The organism is Nostoc sp. 'Peltigera membranacea cyanobiont' 213, from assembly GCF_002245975.1.
GTDB lineage: Bacteria > Cyanobacteriota > Cyanobacteriia > Cyanobacteriales > Nostocaceae > Nostoc.
In genome coordinates, this window is record NZ_NOLI01000001.1 from 84,212 (window position 1) to 104,098 (window position 19,887).

The window sequence follows — 19,887 nt, forward strand, 5'->3', positions numbered from 1 at the left end:
AAATAGTTCAAATTACCTACTGTATATGTTCCATCTGTAAATGGAAATAGGGTAGCATGAATTAAAATATCTGTTAGTTTACTTCACCTCTTAAGCAACCTAAAGCACAAAGCGTTAACTCATTACCAACGCAAACATTACTAAGAAAATCTACAGCAAATAGTCTTTAATTTTAAATTTTCCTTATTATGACGATGGAATCTTTACCACAGTTTGAAGAAGTAAATATTCAGAAATACTTAGAAGTTATTCAACGGCGTTGGCTACCTCTAGTTGGAATTTTTAGCATAGCTGTTACCCTTGGATGCTTGTATGCGTTTTCACTGAAACCCTCATACAAGGCAGAAGGGAGTTTGATGATTAAAACAAATCGTTCTTCCTCACTCACAGGGGTATCAGAAGATATTGGAAGATTGGAAGCTTTGAACTTAAACGACAATCCCTTGGAAACTCAGGTGAGAGTTATTGGCTCAAATCCAGTGATTGGCAAAACAATTAATTCACTTCAACTCAAAGATAGTAAAGGCAAACTACTGTCGATTCCTGACTTGGCAACACAACTAAAAATAGAAGGAATCAAAGGCACCGATGTTGTACAAGTTTCTTATAAAGGTAACGATCCTGGACTGGCTGCCAAAGTTGTAAATGAAGTTATCAAAAGTTATATTGACCTAAATATCAAGGCTAATCAGGAGGAAGCACGAACAGCTAAAGAGGTTCTTGTAACGGAAGTACCCAAAGCTGAGGACATTGTTACAAGAGCTGAATCAAAACTGCGGGTATTTAAAGAACAGAATAAAATTGTTGTTCTGGAACAAGAAGCAACCGCAGCAGTCGATACGATTTCTAAGTTAGGAAACCAACTTTCTGAAGCTCAAGCTCAACTAAATAATGTCACAGGTCGTTTAGAACAGTTAAGCAAGGAAGCTCAAGTAAATCCACAACAGGGTGTAATTGCATCTGAATTGAGTCAAGCACCTGGAGTTCAAACAGTGCTTACCCAACTCCAAGAAACAGAAAGTAAGCTGGCAGTGGAACGTACCCGTTTTTCACCTGAGCACCCTACAATTATTGACTTACAAGCAAAAGTTGTAGCTCTTCAGAGCTTGTTAAAACAGCGGACAGGACAAGTCGCTGGTACAGCACAGGTAACACAGGGAAGTTTACAGGTTGGACAACTGCGCCAAAGCTTAATTGCAGATATTACTCGTGCTCAGGCAGATCGTATCGGTCTAAAAAGACAAATTGACACTCTCTCCCAACAGCAAACTGCTTACATCAAACGAGCAAATAATTTGCCAAAGCTAGAACAGAAGCAACGAGAGTTAGAACGAAAACTACAAGCGGCTCAAACAACTTACGAAACACTATTAAAGAAACGTCAAGAAATTGATATTGCAGAAAACCAAAAGATTCCTAATGCTCGTGTAATTTCCTTAGCTTTAGTTCCCGAAAAAGCAGAAGGGCCTCGCAAAACGCTATTTATTGTTGGTGGAGGAGCAGTTGGTCTTTTCTTAGGTGTCATTGTCGCCTTTAGTTTAGACTTGATAGACCGCTCAGTGAAGACAGTTAAAGAAGCTAAAGAAGTCCTGAAATACACTGTTTTAGGAGTAATTCCAGCACAAGGCAAAAATGGTAAAGCCCATTCTTCTATAGGAGGAATTGATAGACCTATCCCCAAAATCATTGGTAGAGATATTCCTTATTTCCCTCTTGGTAACGCATATCAAATACTCCAAGTAAACTTGAAGTTTCTCTGTTCTGATAAACCGCTAAAAAGCATTGTAATAACAAGTTCCGTTGCCAAAGAAGGAAAGTCTGACGTGTCTGCAAATCTAGCTGTGACTATGGCTCAAGCAGGCCGTCGAGTGTTGTTGGTGGATGCAGATATGCGTCATCCCATACAGCATCATATCTGGGGGCTAAACAATACAGTTGGACTAAGTAATGTCATTGTAGGTCAAGTTTCTTTAGATGCAGTTGTTCAAGAAGTTATGCCTAATTTAGAGGTTCTTACTTCTGGAGTTTTGCCTCCCAATCCGGTAGCGCTGCTAGATTCTCAACGGATGGCAACATTGATAAGTAACTTTGGTAGAGATTACGATCTAGTTATTTTTGATACTCCACCTCTCTCAGGAATAGCAGATGCTGCTGTTTTAAGCACTCTCACTGACGGTATTCTATTAGTCGTTCGTCCTGGGGTAGTTGACTTGAACAGTGCTAATGCAGCTAAAGAGTTTTTAAATCAGTCAGGTCAGAAGGTGTTAGGGATAGTCATTAATGGTGTGAATATTAAAAACGAGTCTAATAATTATTTACCTGAAAGCAAAAAACGACAAATTGAACAAGATTTAGTCTCTAGCAGTTTAACCAAATTTACCAAAGAGCGTTAAATTTTCGTATGTAGAGCCTTAGAGCCTTACTACAAACATCTAAACCAAAGTTTTTGACTGTAGGATTAAATTAATGACATTAAGCAAAAATCTCAAGCAATTCCTAAAATCAAATACTCCATTAGCTAAATGGAAAGGCTCTGTTTATACAAAGACAATAATTCTCAAAAATCAGGTAAAAAATTATGATATATATAAGCAAATTTTATCTCCTCAACAAAGCAATGAATTACTTACCAATCTGATTACAGATAGTAAACCTTTTATGATTAGTCGCTTTGGCAGCACAGAAGCTTATTGTGTGCATGAATACCTAAAAGGAGGTTACAAGGGATCTATATTTGAATCGATGTCTAATGATTCTGGGTTTTTTCCAGTAGATGAAAAACATCTAAATCAATTTAGCCAACTTTTTCTAGAATCGTCGAAATCTATAGATGCTTTGGGAGTATGGTTTCAAATTGGAGAGCCAGAAATCATCAGAAACTCTTGTCCACAAGCTTCTTTTGTTGAATTAAATACACTTGAGCCTTATTATCATAACAACCCTTGGAGCCAGAATCTTGAAGGGAAAAAGGTTTTAGTCATTCATCCTTTTGCAGAAACTATTCTATCACAATATAAAAACCATAGAAAGTTACTTTTCAAAAATCCAAATATTCTGCCTGAATTTGAGTTAATTACCTTCAAAGCAGTTCAGTCTCTGGCTGGAACTCAAACCCAGTTTAATACTTGGTTTGATGCTTATGATTGGATGTGTAACCACATTAAAGATCAAGATTTTGACATAGCTATTATAGGATGCGGTGCTTATGGACTTCCATTAGCTGCTTACGTTAAATCTCTAGGGAAACAGGCTATGCATCTTGGAGGAGCAACTCAAATTCTTTTTGGAATTAAAGGCAATCGTTGGGATAAAATTCCATTTTTTCAGTCTCTTTATAATGAATACTGGGTCAGATGTAAACCTGACGATATACCAACAAATCCTTCAAAATATCCAGCCTATTGGTAGTTGTCAATTGAAAAACTCCATTTTATTTTTCTATTGGAGATGCATTTTTATATGGTTATAAATAAAATCAAAACATCTTGTTTAATTAATAATTACAATTACGCTGAGTTTCTCTCAGAGGCGATTGATAGCGCTTTAAATCAAACTATTAAATTTGATGAAATTATTATTGTTGATGATGCTTCCACAGATAATTCTGTAGAAGCTATTGCTAAATATACTCAATTAGCTAATGTTAAATCTATTTTAAAAGAAAAAAATCAGGGGCAATTATCATCCTTTAACGAAGGGTTTTTAGCTGCGACTGGGGACATTATATTTTTTCTAGATGCCGATGATATTTATGAACCTCAATATTTAGAAACCACCCTAAATTTTTATAATAGACGTAATGAATGTGATTTTATATTTTGTGCCTATAAGAAATTTGGGGCAGTGGAAGAAACATTTCAAGTTGATACCGTTGATTTGGATTTAGGTTATTCAGTCATCAGAACTTTATATAGTGGTGAATGGATTGGCTCCATAACTTCAACATTATCAATACGTAGAGAAATAATTAGAAAATTTTTACCTATTCCCAATATAGAAGATTGGCGTGTAAGGGCTGATGACTGTCTGATATGGGGGGCTTCTTTGGTAGGGGCTAAAAAGTTTTATATGTCTAAACCTTTAGTGATGTATAGAATACATCAAAACAACCAGTATCATAACAAGAAATTCTTAGATATAGACAATAACTATGAATATAAGAGATTTTGGAAACGTAATTCTCTATTTAATTACATTTTGCAAAAAAATAATTTAACTTTACCGTTATTATTGGCTTTTACCTCTCTCAATGAGTTAAAAACAATACCATGTCCAAAATATGAAGATTTTATTTCATACCTGAAAATAATATTTTTGTTTGAGCATAATTTCTTTTGGAAAATGAAGGGCATAATTTTATTATTTAGCTATTTTTTGAAAACTCTAATGGCTGGTAAATTCAAAATGTTGTAGGTAATAAATGAAGCCTAGATAAATCAACATAATACTTCACTTTAAAAAACAAAAATAGTACACGATAAAATGTCACAGACAGAATTAACTCCTAAAAATAATGCTAAGTAAATTAAAAATTCCTAGTTTATCAAAATTTACATCTCGTTCTGGGCTGCGTGCAATTATTGCCAATACAGGTTGGTTGTTTGCTGACCGCATTCTCCGTATGGGTGCAAGCTTGGTTGTAGGAGTATGGGTAGCACGCTACTTAGGAGTACAGCAGTATGGTCTTTTTAACTATACTTTAGCTTTTGTTAGCTTATTTAGCCCAATTTTCACTCTAGGGTTGGATGATGTAGTAATTCGCCATATTATCCGTCAATCAACAAATAGAGAGGAAATTTTAGGAACCACTTTTTGGCTAAAATTGCTTGGTGGAACTGCTTCTGTATTATTTGCAGTTAGCACTATGTTTTTCTTGGGTGAGCATGAAACACTGAAAATATCGCTAGTTGCAATTTTAGGAATGGCAGGAATTTTCAGGGCGACTGATACCATTGATTTGTGGTTTCAATCACAGGTGCAGTCAAAATATAGTGTGATCGCTAGAAACATAGCATTTCTGCTAAATACTGTTATTAAAATCGTACTAATTTTAACAAAAGCATCATTGTTAGCTTTTGCTTGGGTAACATTAGCAGAATTTGCAATGAGTGCAATTGGCTTACTAATTGTTTACCAAGTTAAAGGGTATTCATTCTGGTTATGGCGTTGGAGTTTGTCTACTGCCAAAACCCTTCTTAAAGAGAGTTTACCTCTAATTTTTTCGGGGTTCGCTATCATGATTTTTATGAGAATCGATCAGGTGATGTTAGGTCAAATGATCGGAAATAGTGAGGTTGGAATTTATTCTGCTGCTGTCCGTGTCTCTGAAATTTGGTATTTCATTCCAGGGGCTATTGTTTCTTCTGTTGCTCCTTCAATTTACGCAGCTAAGGAAAAATCAGAAAGTCTTTACTATCAGAGAATAGGACAATTACTCAGTCTAATGACATGTATATCGTTAGGAATCGCTCTGCCAATGACATTCCTATCCGAAAAGATAATTATAGTGATGTTTGGAAGTGGATATGCGGAAGCGGGACCAATATTATCAGTTCATATTTGGACTTCTTTCTTTGTATTTATGGGTCTGGCCACATCACCTTGGTTTATTGCTGAGGGTTTGAACCATGTTTCTTTAGGTAAAACTTTATTCGGGGCGATGCTAAACATTATTCTCAATTTATTCCTTATTCCTAAATATGGTGGACTTGGGGCTGCGAGTGCAACAATAATTTCACAAGCTGCTGCTACTTTTATATGCAATGCATTTGATTCAAGAACACAAAAGATTTTTAAGATTCAGGTGCGATCGCTTCTTCCTTTCTATAAGTATTGATCGTTATTATCTAACTTTTGCAGTATCAAGTATATTGAGCAAAATTAATCCAAGATGGAAACACCAGTAACTTTTATTATTTTCAAGCGCCCACAAACAACAGAGAAGGTTTTTGAAGCTATTCGCCAAGCCAAACCAAGAAAACTTTTTGTAATTGCAGATGGGGCACGCACCGACCGCGAAGATGAGGCAGAAAAGTGTGAAGCAACTCGCGCAATTATTGAAAGAGTTGATTGGGAATGCGAGGTTATCAAAAATTATTCTGATATCAACTTAGGTTGTGCAAAACGAGTATCTAGTGGTTTAGATTGGGTATTTAATAATGTTGAAGAGACAATTATTTTAGAAGATGATTGTATCCCTCATCCGACATTTTTCAGATTTAGCGAAGAACTGCTAGAAAAATATAGAGACGATACCAGAATTGCCACAATCTCTGCTCAAAATCTTCAATTTGGACGAAAACGCACCAATTACAGTTACTATTTTTCTCGTTACAACCACTGCTGGGGTTGGGCAAGTTGGAGACGTGCTTGGCAGCATTATGATTTGACTATCAAACTCTGGCAAGAAGTGGAATCAGAAAACCTCTTACATGACATTCTTGTCGATCCGAAAGCAGTAAGTTATTGGCGACGAATATTTCAGTCTGTTTATAACAATCCTACAGGTATAACCTGGGATTACCAATGGACATTTGCCTGCTGGATACAGGGTAGCTTAAGCATTATTCCCAATGTAAATTTGATTTCTAATGTTGGCGTTGGGGCGGACGCGACTCACTTCACTTCCAACCAGGAATTTTCGTTCATCAATATGTCGATGCAAGCAATGGAATTTCCTTTAAAACATCCACCGTATATTGTGAGAAATGTAGAGGCAGATAATTTTACTCAGAAAACAGTATATAAAGCAACTATATTGAATATTTTTAAAGAGGAAGTGAAGAAAAGATTGAATTACTCAACGATAAAAAAATAGTGATATCTTTAGTTAATTAATTAAATGTCAATAATGAACGTAAAGTTAACAGAAAAAATATTAACTATCTTACTACTACTCATTGCAGCAGGGGTATTAACAATACACCCTGCACAAGAAGTTTCTATGTCTACACTTGGAGGCGATAAGGTAGATACTTTGTTCAATATAATTTCATATTTAATATTATTTTATTTTCTAATTTCGTACTGGAAAGGTTTTATTTATGTAATTAGAAAAAGTCCATTACAGTTTCTTTTACTAGCAATAGTTATATTTTCTATATTGTGGTCAGAAGACCTAAGTTCTACTCTAAAAGATATAAAAGGTCTAATCCGAATATATTTTCTTGCAATCTATTTGGCAGTACGTTATCCCCTTAGAGAACAAATGAGGCTAATAGCTTGGGCTCTTGGTGCAGCTGCATTATTGTCTATGATCTTCTCTGCATTCATACCAGGTTATATTCACAAATCACCGGAATTAGTAGATATGTGGAGCGGAATTTATGGTCATAAAAATGAATTAGGTTACATGATGAACTGGAGTGCAGGAGTTTTCTTACATCTGGCCCTTAGTAGTTATCGATATCGCTGGTTAATGTGGGCACTATGTGGGTTATCTATATGTCTAATTATCCTCACACGTTCAACAACATCTTTGGCGATCCTATTTACAATGATATTACTTTTGCCTTTTTATCGATCCTTTCAAAAAACTAATTATAAATTACAAGTTATTATGATTACTTCAGCTCTAATGCTACTCATTATTTTTTCAATATTACTGATCAATAATGCCGAAACTGTAGTTGGTACTTCTGGTAAAGACCTTACCTTCAATGGACGCTCTGATCTTTGGGAACTAGTGATATCTAAGGTTTTGGAAAGACCTTGGCTAGGTTATGGATTTTCTGGATTTTGGACTAGTAATGCTGCATCTAATCTGAGAGCTACTTATGATTGGGCAAGTAATGCTCACAATGGTTTTTTAGAACTATTGTTAGAATTAGGATTTTTAGGTTTCTTGACTTTTGCAGCAGGATTTATCCGGTTCTTCGTAATGGCACTGACTCGAATTGTTTCGGTGGCAGAAAAACCTGAAGATTATTGGCCAATGCAGATGCTAGTTATCATCGTCATCGTGAATTTTTCAGAAGCAAGATTATTAACTCCCAGTTGGAATTGGTTAATGTATGTCACAACCTCTTTATCTCTGACTCTTAGTTTTCAGCGTACACCAATATATAAATAAGTCAGTAGTTTACATACTTCCATAATTGAAAGGAGAGAAAACATGAAAAAGTTAAATTTTGGATGTGGACACAGATTTTCTTCTGGATGGATCAATATAGATTTTAATTCTGAGCATCCTGAAGTAATTGCTCATAATTTACTGCAACCACTTCCATATCCTAAAGATTATTTCGATGTAATTTATAGCAGTCATGTCCTAGAGCATTTCTCTAAAGACACAGGAGAAATGCTGGTTAAAGAATGCTATAGAGTTCTCAAACCTCAAGGCATTTTACGCATCGTTGTTCCTGACTTAGAACGAACATGCCGTGAATACTTAAGAATTATCGACAGTATTAAAAACGAGGAAGCAAGGAAACAATATGAATGGGTTATTATTGAGTTAATCGATCAATTGGTAAGAACAGAACAAGGCGGATTGATGAAAACTTATTGGCGGCAAGTGCTTGAAAACAATGATGAGCCATCCATCACCTATGTAGAAGAAAGAACAGGTGTTAAAATCAAAGAAGAGATAGCAAATAATAATACTTCTTCTTTGTTAGAAAAGGTATTTAATATCAATCAAAATAAACTCAGAAACAAATTCAAATACCTCTATATTGACATGGTAAAGAAGTTAATACCACGCTATGTCCGCAAGTCTATGATAGATGAAACATCCTTGGGTGAAAAACATAAGTGGATGTATGATAGCTATAGTATGAAAACGCTCTTTGAAAGAGTTGGTTTTTCAGATATTAAATTTATGGATGCCCATACAAGTGATATTCCAAACTTTAGTAATGAAGTCTTGGATATTAATGCTGATGGGGCAGTATATCTACCAGGCTCGCTATATTGTGAGGGCATAAAGCCAAACAACTAATATTGATTCTCTGCGATAGAGGATTAGTCTTATCAAGAATATTTTTTTCAAGTTCAATAATACTAATATGAAGGTTTTGCTCCTTAGTACCCAGGATGTGGCAGGTGGTGCGGCTCGTGCTGCATATCGGTTGCACAAAGGTTTACAAAATATTAACTTACAATCACAAATGCTGGTGCAAGAAAAATATACTGATGACAAAACAGTAATTGCACCTAATATCAGATTATTGCAAGGCATCGCTAAGGCAAAGTTGACATTGGAAACTTTACCTTTAAAACTTTATTCTCAAAAGCAAAATACTCCATTTTTTATTCAATGGTTGCCAGATAGAGTTATTTCTCAAGTTGCTCAGATTAATCCAGATATAATCAATTTGCATTGGGTTAGCGCAGCTTTTATGCAAATAGAAACTATTGCTAAACTAAAGCGCCCTTTGGTCTGGACAATTCATGATATGTGGGCATTTACTGGAGGATGTAGCTACACTGGGGATTGCGATCGTTACCAAATCTCCTGTGGAGCCTGTCCTCAACTGAACAGCAAAAAGGATTGTGATTTATCCCATTGGGTATGGCAACGTAAAACCAAAGCTTTGAAAAATTTAAATCTGACCATTGTTTCGCCAGGTTCTTGGTTAGCCGAATGCGCCAAATCTAGTTCTTTGTTTAAAAATTTACGAATTGAAGTAATTCCCAATGGGTTGGATACTCAAAAATATAAACCCGTCGATCAAGGTTTAGCGCGAGAACTACTGAATTTACCTCTGGATAAACAACTCATTTTATTTGGAGCATTAGATGCAACCAATGACTCTAGAAAAGGTTTTCATTACCTGCAACCAGCACTACAAGAATTTAGCAAATCTGGCTGGAAAGATAAGTTAGAGATCGTTGTTTTCGGTGCATCTCAACCTGAAAATCCACCTGATTTGGGCTTCAAAACCCACTATTTGGGACATTTATATGATGATATATCTTTAGCAACTGTTTACTCAGCAGCTGATGTGATGCTTGTGCCGTCTCTGCAAGAATCTTTTGGACAGACAGCTTCTGAATCACTCGCTTGTGGTACTCCAGTTGTTGCATTTAATTCTACTGGCTTAAAAGATATTGTCGATCATCAGCAAAACGGCTATTTAGCTAAACCTTATGAAATTGAGGATTTTGCCAAAGGAATTGCCTGGGTACTTGAAAATGAGCAGAGATTAGAAAAGCTGTCATTTTATGCTCGCGAGAAAGCAGAACAAGAATTTACTCTAGAACTTCAAGCGCGTCGTTATTCAGCTTTATTTCAGGAAATATTGATGACAGCAAAGAAATCTTCATTTAGGAACTGACTTAGTAAATCAATACTTTATAATATGTCAATACCTATAGCTTTTATAATTTGTACAGAACCTGGTCGCTTGGAAGCTCAATCTTTAATGCTTGCAGAAAGTATTCGTAAGTTCTGTGGAGAATTAAAGGATACGCCTATATTTAGTTTTCATCCTAGAGTGGGTGAACCTATATCAAAGCAAACCCAAAAAGCATTTGAAGCGTTGCAGGTAAATCATCAACAAGTCCCTATCAATCAAGAATTTCATGAATATTATTTAGCAAATAAACCTCTGGCTTGTGCCTATGCTGAACAACATATCGACGCAGAAATATTAGTTTTTCTAGACAGTGACAAATGCTTTTTTTCTGAGCCAAAAGAGTTTTTGTTACCCGTCAATTGTAACGCTCGGTTACGTCCTGAGTATGGTCAAGGAATTGGTTCTACAGGTCTGCAAGACTCTCAAGAATGGTATTGGCAAAAGTTATATGAAGTGCTGGGGGTAAAGCGCGAGGTATTTGTGGAAACACCAATTGGTAAGAAAAAAATTAGAGCCTACTGGAATTCTGGTTTAGTCGTTGTGAGAAGGAGTGCAGGTATATTTACAGCTTGGAAAGAGAATTTTGAAAAAGTAATGCGCCTTGATATCACTCCTCCTCAAGGTCTTTATTTTGTTGAGCAGTCTGTTTTATCGGTAACTTTATGTGCATTAGAAGAAAACGTCGAACATCTTCCTGCTAATTATAGTTATCCTTTGCCTTTACATAACCGATTATCAACAGAACTACAAATTAAAGACTGGAATGATATTACATCAATTCATTATTTCAACCTATTCTTCTATAACGATTGGGATGCACAAATTAAAAGACTGAAAAAACTTAATCTTGATTCAGAAAAATATCGATGGTTGTGTCAAGAGGTTGTCAGGCTCAAGATGCCTCGCGTATCAGTTTTGCATCGATATATGCTGGTAGTTAGAAGAATGGAACAAAAATTACGAAACTTTAATTTAGATATTAATTTGAGTAGCTGGATAGAGAAAATAGCTAAACTTTAAACGTAATCAAAATAATTCCGTATAACTTGATTATTTGGATTGAACATTTTCATAGGAAGACATGAGGTAAATGGGATGAAACAAGCAAATTTAGCTATAGTTATGACCTGTCATAACAGGCGTAATACCACTCTTGCCTGTCTACATACTTTATATGAGCAAAAAAATCATTTTGATGTTTATTTAACTGATGATGGTAGCTCTGATGGAACTGCACAGGCTATCAAAGCAGAATACCCAGAGGTACACATTCTTCAGGGTAATGGAAATTTATTTTGGGTGGGAGGAATGCATCTCGCCTTTGGTGAGGCGATAAAAAATCAATATGACTATTATCTGTGGTTGAATGATGACACATTTCTAGAAGCTAATGCTGTTAGTAAATTATTACAGATTCATCAAAATTTGACGGAACAAGGTTATCCAGACTCAATTGTAGTTGGTTCAACTAAAGACCCAATGACAGGAAAAGCAACCTATGGAGGAGCAGTAAAATCTAAAAAGTGGTATTCCAATAAGTTTGAATTTTTAGAACCAAGTTCGGTTATTCAAAAATGCGATGCTATGTATGGTAACTGTGTGCTAATTCCTGAAGGTGTTGCGGCAAAAATTGGCAATATTGATACAGCTTTTATTCACAGTTTAGGAGACTTAGATTATGCGCTCAGAGCGCGTAAATTAGGTTGTCAAATATGGGTAGCCCCTGGGTATATTGGTAGCTGTACAAAAAATTCTATCCGCAATAGTTGGGTAGATACTAATTTGAGTATATTACAACGCTTGAAAAAGGCGCTGCAAATTAAAGGATTTCCATTAAAACCCTGGACTGTATTTTGTATCAGACACTCTGGGCCATTATGGATATTTTACTGGTTTTTACCCTATATTAGAGCAATTATTGGTTACAAAGATTTGGCAATTTCTCCTACATTTTCTGATGACATCAGCCAAACTAACTCGAAAATTTGATTATCCTCTTAGTATAAAATAATTTTTATACAATTAAGAAGAATCTTAGCTGAAAAATTTATCTTAAAAAATCCATTTAAGAAACATTGAAATAATTCCTCATATTATGGGTAAACGCTTACTAATTGTCTCAACACTTGATTCTAGTCAACCATTTGGTGCATTTACTAGACCTTTTTATCTTGGACAATATCTTACTAAAGATTTTGATGTTTTTCAGCTAGGATTAGATTGTTCATCTGTTAAGTATGCACCTTCGATTTCCATTGGCTCAAGAAGCCTGAAGTCATATATTCAGACTATAGAAAAGTGCATTGATGAGTTTTGCCCAGATATTGTTTATGCTCAAGAAACTTTACCTGGATTAGCTGCTTTAATTTCACTAAAGCTTAGAAAGCACAGCAGTTCCTCTCTTGTCTTAGATTTTCATACATTTTCAGCGTATGAATACTGGATGCGCTTATTTTCAGTTGCCAATCCTTTCAAAGAGTTTGTACAATGTATTAAGACATATATTGCTCAGGGAATTTTGATATTCTCTGGTAGTCCAATTATTGCAGCAGGTGACTCGATTCCTAAACTAATTTCTCAGTGGTATGGTAAAATTCCACAGCAGATTTATAGTATTGGGAATGGAGTGACGGAAGACTTGCTAAATACTGAATCGTTTTTGGATAAAGACCCCTATCAAGCATTTAGACCGGCAAAAATAGTGGTTCTTATTGCTCCTAAAACATTTCAATTTCCAAGTAATGATATGTCTGTATCAATGACTATTGAGGTTGCTAAACATCTCGAAAGTCATCAGCAAAAAGTACATTTTGTTATCATAGGTAGGGATAGTAGCGATATTTCAGAACCAATACCCTCTAATATTTCTTTTTTAGGGTTTTTACCTAAAAGAGAGGATTTTGTTGAGCATCTTAAGTATGCAGATATTGCTTTGTTACCATTCTCTAAACAAGCAGTAGCAGGTGGCGCTCGGAATAAGGCATTAGATTATTTCGCTAGTAAAAAACTAGTTGTATCAACACCAGAAGGATTGCGAGGTTTAGAAGAATTTCGGAATTTAGAACATCTTTTAGTAACAGGATACTCTACTGAAGAAGTTGCTAACACAGTGCTGGATGCAGCTTCAAACTTTGATAAATATCAATCGCTTGTGGATACAGCATATAACTTAATTACAGAGAAATATTCCTGGAATGCAAGAGCGCACAATATCGCCGAAATCCTTATGAAAATCAGTCATTCTTAGTTTAAGCGAAGAATACTTAATATTTAAATATTTCAGATTTTAAATATTGTTACAAATTGCTTTTTAAATAATAACCTTCCCTGTGGCATTAACTCTCATAAATTCTAAAAATAAAAATCTTAAGTCATGAAAAATCGATTTTCTTATAAGCTTCTTGGTGTTAAAGTTGATGCACTCTCTATCCCAGAGTTAAACTTACTAATTGAAGAATCTATTGATAAAAATGAGAAATGGATTATTGCTAATCATAACTTGCATAGTCTTTATCTATTTCATAACGATCCAAAGATGCAATCTTTTTATGCCCAGGCTGAATATATCCATATTGATGGTATGCCTCTATTGTTTATTGGAAAATTGTTAGGTTTTCCGATGAAACGAGAACAAAGAGTAACCTATGCTGACTGGGTGTGGCCTTTGATGGAAGAAGCAGCGAATAAAGGCTGGCGTGTATTCTATTTAGGTTCAAAGCCAGGAGTAGCGGAACAAGGAGCAAGTATTTTGCACCAGAGATTTCCTAATTTACAGATTGCTTGCGCTCATGGCTACATCGATCTGGATAAAGATAGTCAAGAAAATCTCGCTACTCTGGCTGCAATTAATGCTTACAAACCTCATGTATTAATGGTGGGGATGGGTATGCCACGCCAAGAGCATTGGATTTCTGAAAATCTTGAACATATTCATGCCAATAGTATTTTGACTAGTGGAGCCTGTATGGATTATGTCGCAGGAGTACTACCCACTCCTCCTCGCTGGATGGGGAAGGTGGGTTTGGAATGGTTGTATCGGTTGTTGTCTGAACCGAAGAGACTTTGGAGACGTTACTTACTTGAGCCTTGGTTTGTAGCTACGTTATTTCTACGGGAAATTTGGAGTATACCAAGCCAACAAAAAAAAAATAAAATGCTGTTATTTCTCAGTACAAGATTTCACAAGTTTGTTGCGTGATTGAGTCTTGCAAAGCCTTGTCAGTAGGTAACTCAATTCGTTATGAATTTATGAAATACTGTATTAAGGCTTAGAGGATTAAGGCTTAGAGGATGTTTTAAAAGTATTTAGCTGTGATTTTAGGCACTTGTCGCTCCCCCCTAACCCCCCTTCAAAAGGGGGGAACCAGAATCAAAGTCCTCCTTTTGAAGGGGAGCCACTGCGGTCTTGGGGTCTCCCAAAGTGAAGCAAGTGGCGTGGATTTAGGGGGATCTAGAACGTTTTGATACCAACAATAAGACTTTTAAAACATCCTCTTAATCAAGAATTACTTAGCGCAAGTGAATTTAACCGTTAGCCTTCAAGCTAATGCTGAAGGCTAAACAAGAATTGGTCAATAGTCAGAAAATCTGCCTTTCGGGTATATGAGTTGAGGTTTTTATCGCAGAGAAATTATCCGCGATTGAGTTTCTAACTTTTCAGTCGCTATTAAAACTTCTTGTCTTGCCCATTTATCTGCTGCCAAAATGTCATCTAAAGAAGGACTTGTCCGGTTATCATTTTGATGGCGATCGCACACCATTTCTATACACCGGGGAATATCTAAAAAGCGAATTTTTTCATCTAAAAATAAAGCCACAGCTTGCTCATTTGCAGCGTTTAACACAGCTGGCATCGAACCAGCAGCTTTACCCACAGCATAAGCTAACTGCATACAAGGATACTTTTGGTGATCTGGTTCCCGGAAGGTTAAATTTCCAGCTTTCACTAAATCTAGTCGTTCCCAGTTGGTGTAGATGCGATCGGGCCAAGATAGAGCATACAGTAAAGGTAAGCGCATATCGGGCCAGCCAAGTTGAGCTAAAACAGAAGTATCTTGCAGTTCAATTAGCGAGTGAATAATGCTTTGGGGATGAATGACAATTTCGATATTGTCATAATCTAACCCAAACAGGAAGTGAGCCTCAATTACTTCCAGTCCTTTATTCATCAAAGTAGCAGAGTCTACCGTGATTTTCCGCCCCATTGACCAATTAGGATGTTTGAGAGCGTCCGCAACGGTTACATCTGCTAATTTTTCTACATCCCAATCGCGGAAAGCCCCGCCAGATGCCGTGAGTATAATTTTCCGCAATCCTGCCTTTGGCACACCTTGGAGACATTGAAAGATTGCGGAATGTTCGGAATCAGCTGGGAGTAATTTTACACCGTGTTTTTCGACCAGGGGTAGAACCACAGGGGCCCCAGCAATCAAAGTTTCTTTGTTCGCTAAGGCAATATCTTTACCAGCTTCAATAGCTGCGATCGTTGGTAGCAAACCAGCACAACCAACGATTCCAGTGACAACAGTTTGAGCATCGCCATAGCGAGCAACTTCTATCACTCCGGCATCACCTGCCAGTAGAATCGGTTGGGGATCTAGGTCAATGATAGCTTCTTTGAGCGCTGGTAATTTATCTTCTGAGCAAATTGCTGCTATTTTCGGTCGAAATTGCCGAATTTGAGCAGCCAACATCTCTACATTGTTCCCAGCTGCCAATCCCACAATCCGAAACTGATCTGGGTACTGAGTGACAATATCTAAGGTCTGAGTACCGATAGAACCAGTGGAACCAAGAAGAGTAATCGCTTTCACAATTGCTTAAGGATTTACAGACAACTCCCACTATAAATTGCTGGGGACTCTTTCATAACAGCAATCACTATAATCGATACACTGACGCGGACAAGTAGTAGACATGGGGAGAGAGATGCAGGGATACAAAGGGAAAATTACCCATGTTTTTCTTACTGCGCTAGACCAAATCCATTAGTTTTAACTCATAGACTGCTAGCCATAAAGTAATAAAATTGTTTATTTTGCAGAGAACTAGACAAAAATTGTATTTATAAATACTATGTTTTTAGAGATAAACTCCGAGAGAATTGGCAAAAGTAACCAAATAAGAAATAATTTCAATTAATTGCTAATCTGTCCAGTTTATTAATTAAATTAATGGAGGATTTAATATGCAAAATATTACTCATCAATTGCTGTGTTACAGCCATAAGTAAAAGAATGCAGAAAGGAGTTTGTTAAAGCACTCAACCTTATGGTCAAAGTTCAGATAGTTATAAAAAAAGTTTTATGGAAAAATGATTTCCTGTTTCCAGCAGCCTTATGGCTTGCCAGTCGAATATTCATTTGGATAGCTATGTTGCTGGTTGCGCCAAAACTACCATCACCAGCAGAAGAATTTTTGCCGCATTTTGGCTGGGGAGTTTTTGATGCCTGGGATAGTATCCACTATCGAGCGATCGCTACTTCTGGATATGAATTTGTAAATGACGGTAAGCAACATAATCTTGCTTTCTTTCCCCTGTTTCCTTTAAGCATCTGGGTTTTGATGAAATTGGGCTTGCCGTTTGAATTAGCAGGAACGTTAGTCAACAACCTGGCATTTTTCGCAGCCCTTTACTGTTTGTACTTTTGGGTTAAGGAGCATTATGGCATCAATGCAGCACAGTGGACTACTGCTGTAGTTTCTTTATATCCATCTTCCATGTTTACGGGGGTGGTTTACACAGAGGGGCTGTATTTGTTTTTGAGTACGTCAGCTTTGCAGGCTTTCGATCGAAAGCAGTATGGCTGGACTGGGCTTTGGGGCGCGATGGCGACAGCAACACGTCCTACAGGGATGGCACTAATTCCAGCATTAGCGATCGCAGCCTGGAAAGAACGCCGACCACCTATTGCCTATATCGCTGGTTTCGTTACCGCCATTGGCATACTTCTATTCAGTTTTTATTGTGCGATTTATTTTGACAACCCTTTAGCTTTTATCGAAGCGCAACGAGGATGGCGACCAACTCTAGGATTTGATTGGCAGGGTTGGTTAAATATGTTCATGCAAATTGCAGTTGGCACAAAAAACTGGCAATATGGTTGGGTTCAAAACTCCTCTGGTGGGATTCAAGACCATTGGTATCTCTTGTTGTTGAGCGTGATTGTTGCCAGTGCTTATTCTTTATGGCGCTTCCGTCAACGTTTTAGTTCTGTAAAATTATTTTATGGCTTTTATGCTTTAGTCTTATTTTTGTTGCTCCTAGCAAGCGAACAGTGGATCAATAACTTGCTCAACTTGTTCATGGTCTTGGGTGGTGGCTATGTGTTGTGGCGCTTACGCACGCAACTGACCGCAGTTACCGTGATGTATGGTTTTTGCGGTATTGGTTTGCTGCTAGCCTCTGGAGGTACTATTTCTTTGAGCCGTCTCGCTTATGGTATTGTGCCTTTGAATATAGCCATTGGTGTGCTGCTATCTCGCCATCCGCGTCAGGGATATTTAATCTTGGGCGTTTTTGTGACATTACTAGCCAAAATAGCTGTAGGATTTGCCCAAGAGCGTTGGGTTGGTTAGAGGTTTGATTCTTTATCGGTGAGAAGTTGAATTTAAATTTCCTAATGAATGTATCCAATCAAAAGAAGATAGCCCTTGCGGCATTATTTGTCGGTGTCGGTGCCATCTCTTTTGGCTCTATTTTCGTGAAATTGAGCGAAACTCAACTTAGCCCCAATGCCACTGTATTTAATCGCTTATGGCTAGCTAGTGTGTTCTTCTTGCTCTGGAATGGATACAAGGCAATACGTCAGCGACTTTCCTCAGACAAACCTGTAGAAGAACAATGCTACACCAGCCAGGATTTATGGCTATTGGGAAGTGCTGGGATCTTTTGGGCTGGCACTTTAGTCTTTTTGGCTTGGTCGCTAACTGAAACTAGCGTTGCGATTTCTAGCGTGTTGCATAATCTCGCCCCTATATTTACTAGCTTAGGGGTGTGGCTATTATATCGTAAAGCTTTTGAGAGCCAATTCCTGATTGGCATGGTCATCGCCCTTGGGGGAGCGATCGCTATAGAATTTGAGGAATTGCAAATCGCTACAGATGAAGTTCAAGGGGGTTTTGCTGCGATCGTTTCTGCGATTTTCTTGAGTGGATACCTGCTCTTGGTAGAAAAATTACGAACTAAATTTACTCCAACCACAATCCAGTTATGGATCTGTACGATTAGCGCCCTAGTCATCTTCCCCATACTTTTATTCACTCAAGATCCGCTTTTCCCATCTACAGTCAGTGGGTGGCTTTGGGTCATTTCTCTAGCGCTGATCTGCCAAGTTTTAGGTCATGGGCTTTTGACCTACAGCCTTGCCAAGTTTTCTTCTGTGGTTGTCTCCTTGGTGCATCTGTTAGAGCCTGTATTTAGCGGCATTTTCGCTCCGATCGTATTTTCAGAAAAATTAACTTTCTCAAATTGGGCAGGTTTCGCTGTAGTTTTAATGGGTTTATACTTAGCCGTATCTAGCCAACCTGCCGTTAATTTCCCATTCCAAGAATCAGTCACAACTATAGTTAACACTTTCGTTAAAAGTATGACGAGCAAACTGTCATTACTAAAGCAACAGTTCTCCGAAACACCAGCTTTCTTAGGAACTGCATCGTTATTGTTTGCCCTAATTCCCATATCTTTAGCACCATCTCTGACCAAATTATGTCAACAAGAAATTGGTGCAAATGCTGTAGTATTTCATCGCAGTTGGATTGCCACAATCGTCTTTGCACTATGGAATGGACTTGAGGCTTTTGGCAGCCAACAGTCTGATAATGAACCTATAGAGAAGAAGCCTTTTACGAGTCAAGAAGTGTGGCTCTTGTTGGCAATGGGAACCTCTGCTGGAACCTACCTTCTTTTATGGGCTTGGTCGCTGAGTCAAACTAGTGTTGCCAATGTTGCTTTACTATCTAATTTGAACTCCTTATTTGTGGCTTTGGCTGGGTATCTGTTATTTGGTCGGCGCTTCAATAACAGATTCGTGATTGGACTGGTTATAGCCTTGGCGGGAGCGATCGCATTTGAACTCAATAAGGTACAATTTGCAACCGCTCAAATACTGGGTGATGCATTGGCATTGCTAACTGCGGTTTTCATGGCCACGTGTATGCTGCTGATAGAACGACTCCGAACCCGATTTAGCACCGCAACTATCATGCTCTGGCGCTGTGGAGTAACAACAATGTTTCTCCTACCCGTCGTAGCATTCCTCGAAGATAGGCTGCTGCCATATTCCTGGATGGGTTGGTTTTTCATCATTTTCCAAGCCCTCTTCTGCCAAGTGTTGGGTCAGGGACTTTTAGCTTATAGCCTCAGCAGAATCTCTTCAAGCGTCGTCGCCGTCACACTTCTCCTCGAACCAGTTTTAGCCTCGATTTTTGCTTGGTTCATTTTTTCAGAACAGGTAGGTTTGTTTGACTGGGCGACTTTCGCTGTAGTTTTAGTGGGTATTTATCTAGCCCAATCTAGCCAATCCACTGTTCAAGTTACAAACGAAGGCTCGTAGTATTGGGCGAATATAATTAGCTACTATGCAAA

The 19,887-nt window shown here is 37.5% G+C and carries 15 protein-coding genes; 14 read left to right on the forward strand and 1 reads right to left on the reverse strand.

Features of this window, described 5'->3' with window-relative positions; all coding sequences use genetic code 11:
- Nucleotides 1-188 precede the first annotated feature (188 nt).
- The 12 genes from CDG77_RS00385 (at nt 189) to CDG77_RS00440 (ending at nt 14,499) form a co-directional block, all read left to right on the forward strand.
- The gene (locus tag CDG77_RS00385; protein WP_094327329.1) at nt 189-2,393 is read left to right on the forward strand and encodes a GumC family protein; all 2,205 of its coding nucleotides are present in this window, start codon (nt 189-191) and stop codon (nt 2,391-2,393) included.
- Nucleotides 2,394-2,466: 73 nt separating this feature from the next.
- Nucleotides 2,467-3,408: a hypothetical protein gene (locus tag CDG77_RS00390; protein ID WP_094327330.1), complete on the forward strand. Its 942-nt coding sequence runs from the start codon at nt 2,467-2,469 to the stop codon at nt 3,406-3,408.
- 51 nt (nt 3,409-3,459) lie between these two features.
- Entirely contained in the window at nt 3,460-4,413 is a 954-nt protein-coding gene (locus CDG77_RS00395; protein ID WP_094327331.1) for a glycosyltransferase family 2 protein, read from the forward strand.
- A 100-nt stretch (nt 4,414-4,513) separates the two neighbouring features.
- On the forward strand, nt 4,514-5,836 hold the full coding sequence (locus tag CDG77_RS00400; RefSeq protein WP_094327332.1) for a flippase: 1,323 nt from the start codon (nt 4,514-4,516) through the stop codon (nt 5,834-5,836).
- A 54-nt stretch (nt 5,837-5,890) separates the two neighbouring features.
- Nucleotides 5,891-6,817, forward strand: coding sequence for a hemolytic protein HlpA-like protein (locus CDG77_RS00405; protein ID WP_094327333.1), 927 nt, complete (start codon nt 5,891-5,893; stop codon nt 6,815-6,817).
- Nucleotides 6,818-6,850: 33 nt separating this feature from the next.
- Complete coding sequence (locus CDG77_RS00410) at nt 6,851-8,071, forward strand: O-antigen ligase family protein (protein ID WP_190233877.1); 1,221 nt, start codon at nt 6,851-6,853, stop codon at nt 8,069-8,071.
- A 42-nt stretch (nt 8,072-8,113) separates the two neighbouring features.
- The gene (locus tag CDG77_RS00415) at nt 8,114-8,941 is read left to right on the forward strand and encodes a class I SAM-dependent methyltransferase (RefSeq protein ID WP_094327335.1); all 828 of its coding nucleotides are present in this window, start codon (nt 8,114-8,116) and stop codon (nt 8,939-8,941) included.
- Nucleotides 8,942-9,008: 67 nt separating this feature from the next.
- The gene (locus tag CDG77_RS00420) at nt 9,009-10,280 is read left to right on the forward strand and encodes a glycosyltransferase family 4 protein (protein ID WP_094327336.1); all 1,272 of its coding nucleotides are present in this window, start codon (nt 9,009-9,011) and stop codon (nt 10,278-10,280) included.
- A 24-nt stretch (nt 10,281-10,304) separates the two neighbouring features.
- Nucleotides 10,305-11,321, forward strand: a complete 1,017-nt coding sequence (locus tag CDG77_RS00425; RefSeq protein WP_094327337.1) for a hypothetical protein — start codon at nt 10,305-10,307, stop codon at nt 11,319-11,321.
- Between the two features lie 75 nt (nt 11,322-11,396).
- Nucleotides 11,397-12,290 carry a glycosyltransferase family 2 protein gene (locus CDG77_RS00430; RefSeq protein ID WP_094327338.1) on the forward strand — a complete coding sequence of 298 codons (894 nt, stop codon included), beginning with the start codon at nt 11,397-11,399 and terminating at the stop codon, nt 12,288-12,290.
- A gap of 106 nt (nt 12,291-12,396) precedes the next feature.
- A complete protein-coding gene (locus CDG77_RS00435; protein ID WP_094327339.1) occupies nt 12,397-13,548 on the forward strand; it encodes a glycosyltransferase family 4 protein in 1,152 nt (383 codons plus the stop codon).
- A 126-nt stretch (nt 13,549-13,674) separates the two neighbouring features.
- Nucleotides 13,675-14,499, forward strand: coding sequence for a WecB/TagA/CpsF family glycosyltransferase (locus CDG77_RS00440; protein WP_094327340.1), 825 nt, complete (start codon nt 13,675-13,677; stop codon nt 14,497-14,499).
- Nucleotides 14,500-14,917: 418 nt separating this feature from the next.
- On the opposite strand, the gene dxr is transcribed toward CDG77_RS00440, so the two are convergent.
- Nucleotides 14,918-16,114, reverse strand: coding sequence for a 1-deoxy-D-xylulose-5-phosphate reductoisomerase (gene dxr, locus CDG77_RS00445; protein WP_094327341.1), 1,197 nt, complete (start codon nt 16,112-16,114; stop codon nt 14,918-14,920).
- A gap of 457 nt (nt 16,115-16,571) precedes the next feature.
- On the opposite strand from dxr, the gene CDG77_RS00450 reads away from it, so the two are divergent.
- Nucleotides 16,572-17,879 carry a mannosyltransferase family protein gene (locus tag CDG77_RS00450; protein ID WP_094327342.1) on the forward strand — a complete coding sequence of 436 codons (1,308 nt, stop codon included), beginning with the start codon at nt 16,572-16,574 and terminating at the stop codon, nt 17,877-17,879.
- Nucleotides 17,880-17,923: 44 nt separating this feature from the next.
- Nucleotides 17,924-19,855, forward strand: coding sequence for a DMT family transporter (locus tag CDG77_RS37305; RefSeq protein ID WP_223269672.1), 1,932 nt, complete (start codon nt 17,924-17,926; stop codon nt 19,853-19,855).
- Nucleotides 19,856-19,887: the final 32 nt, after the last annotated feature.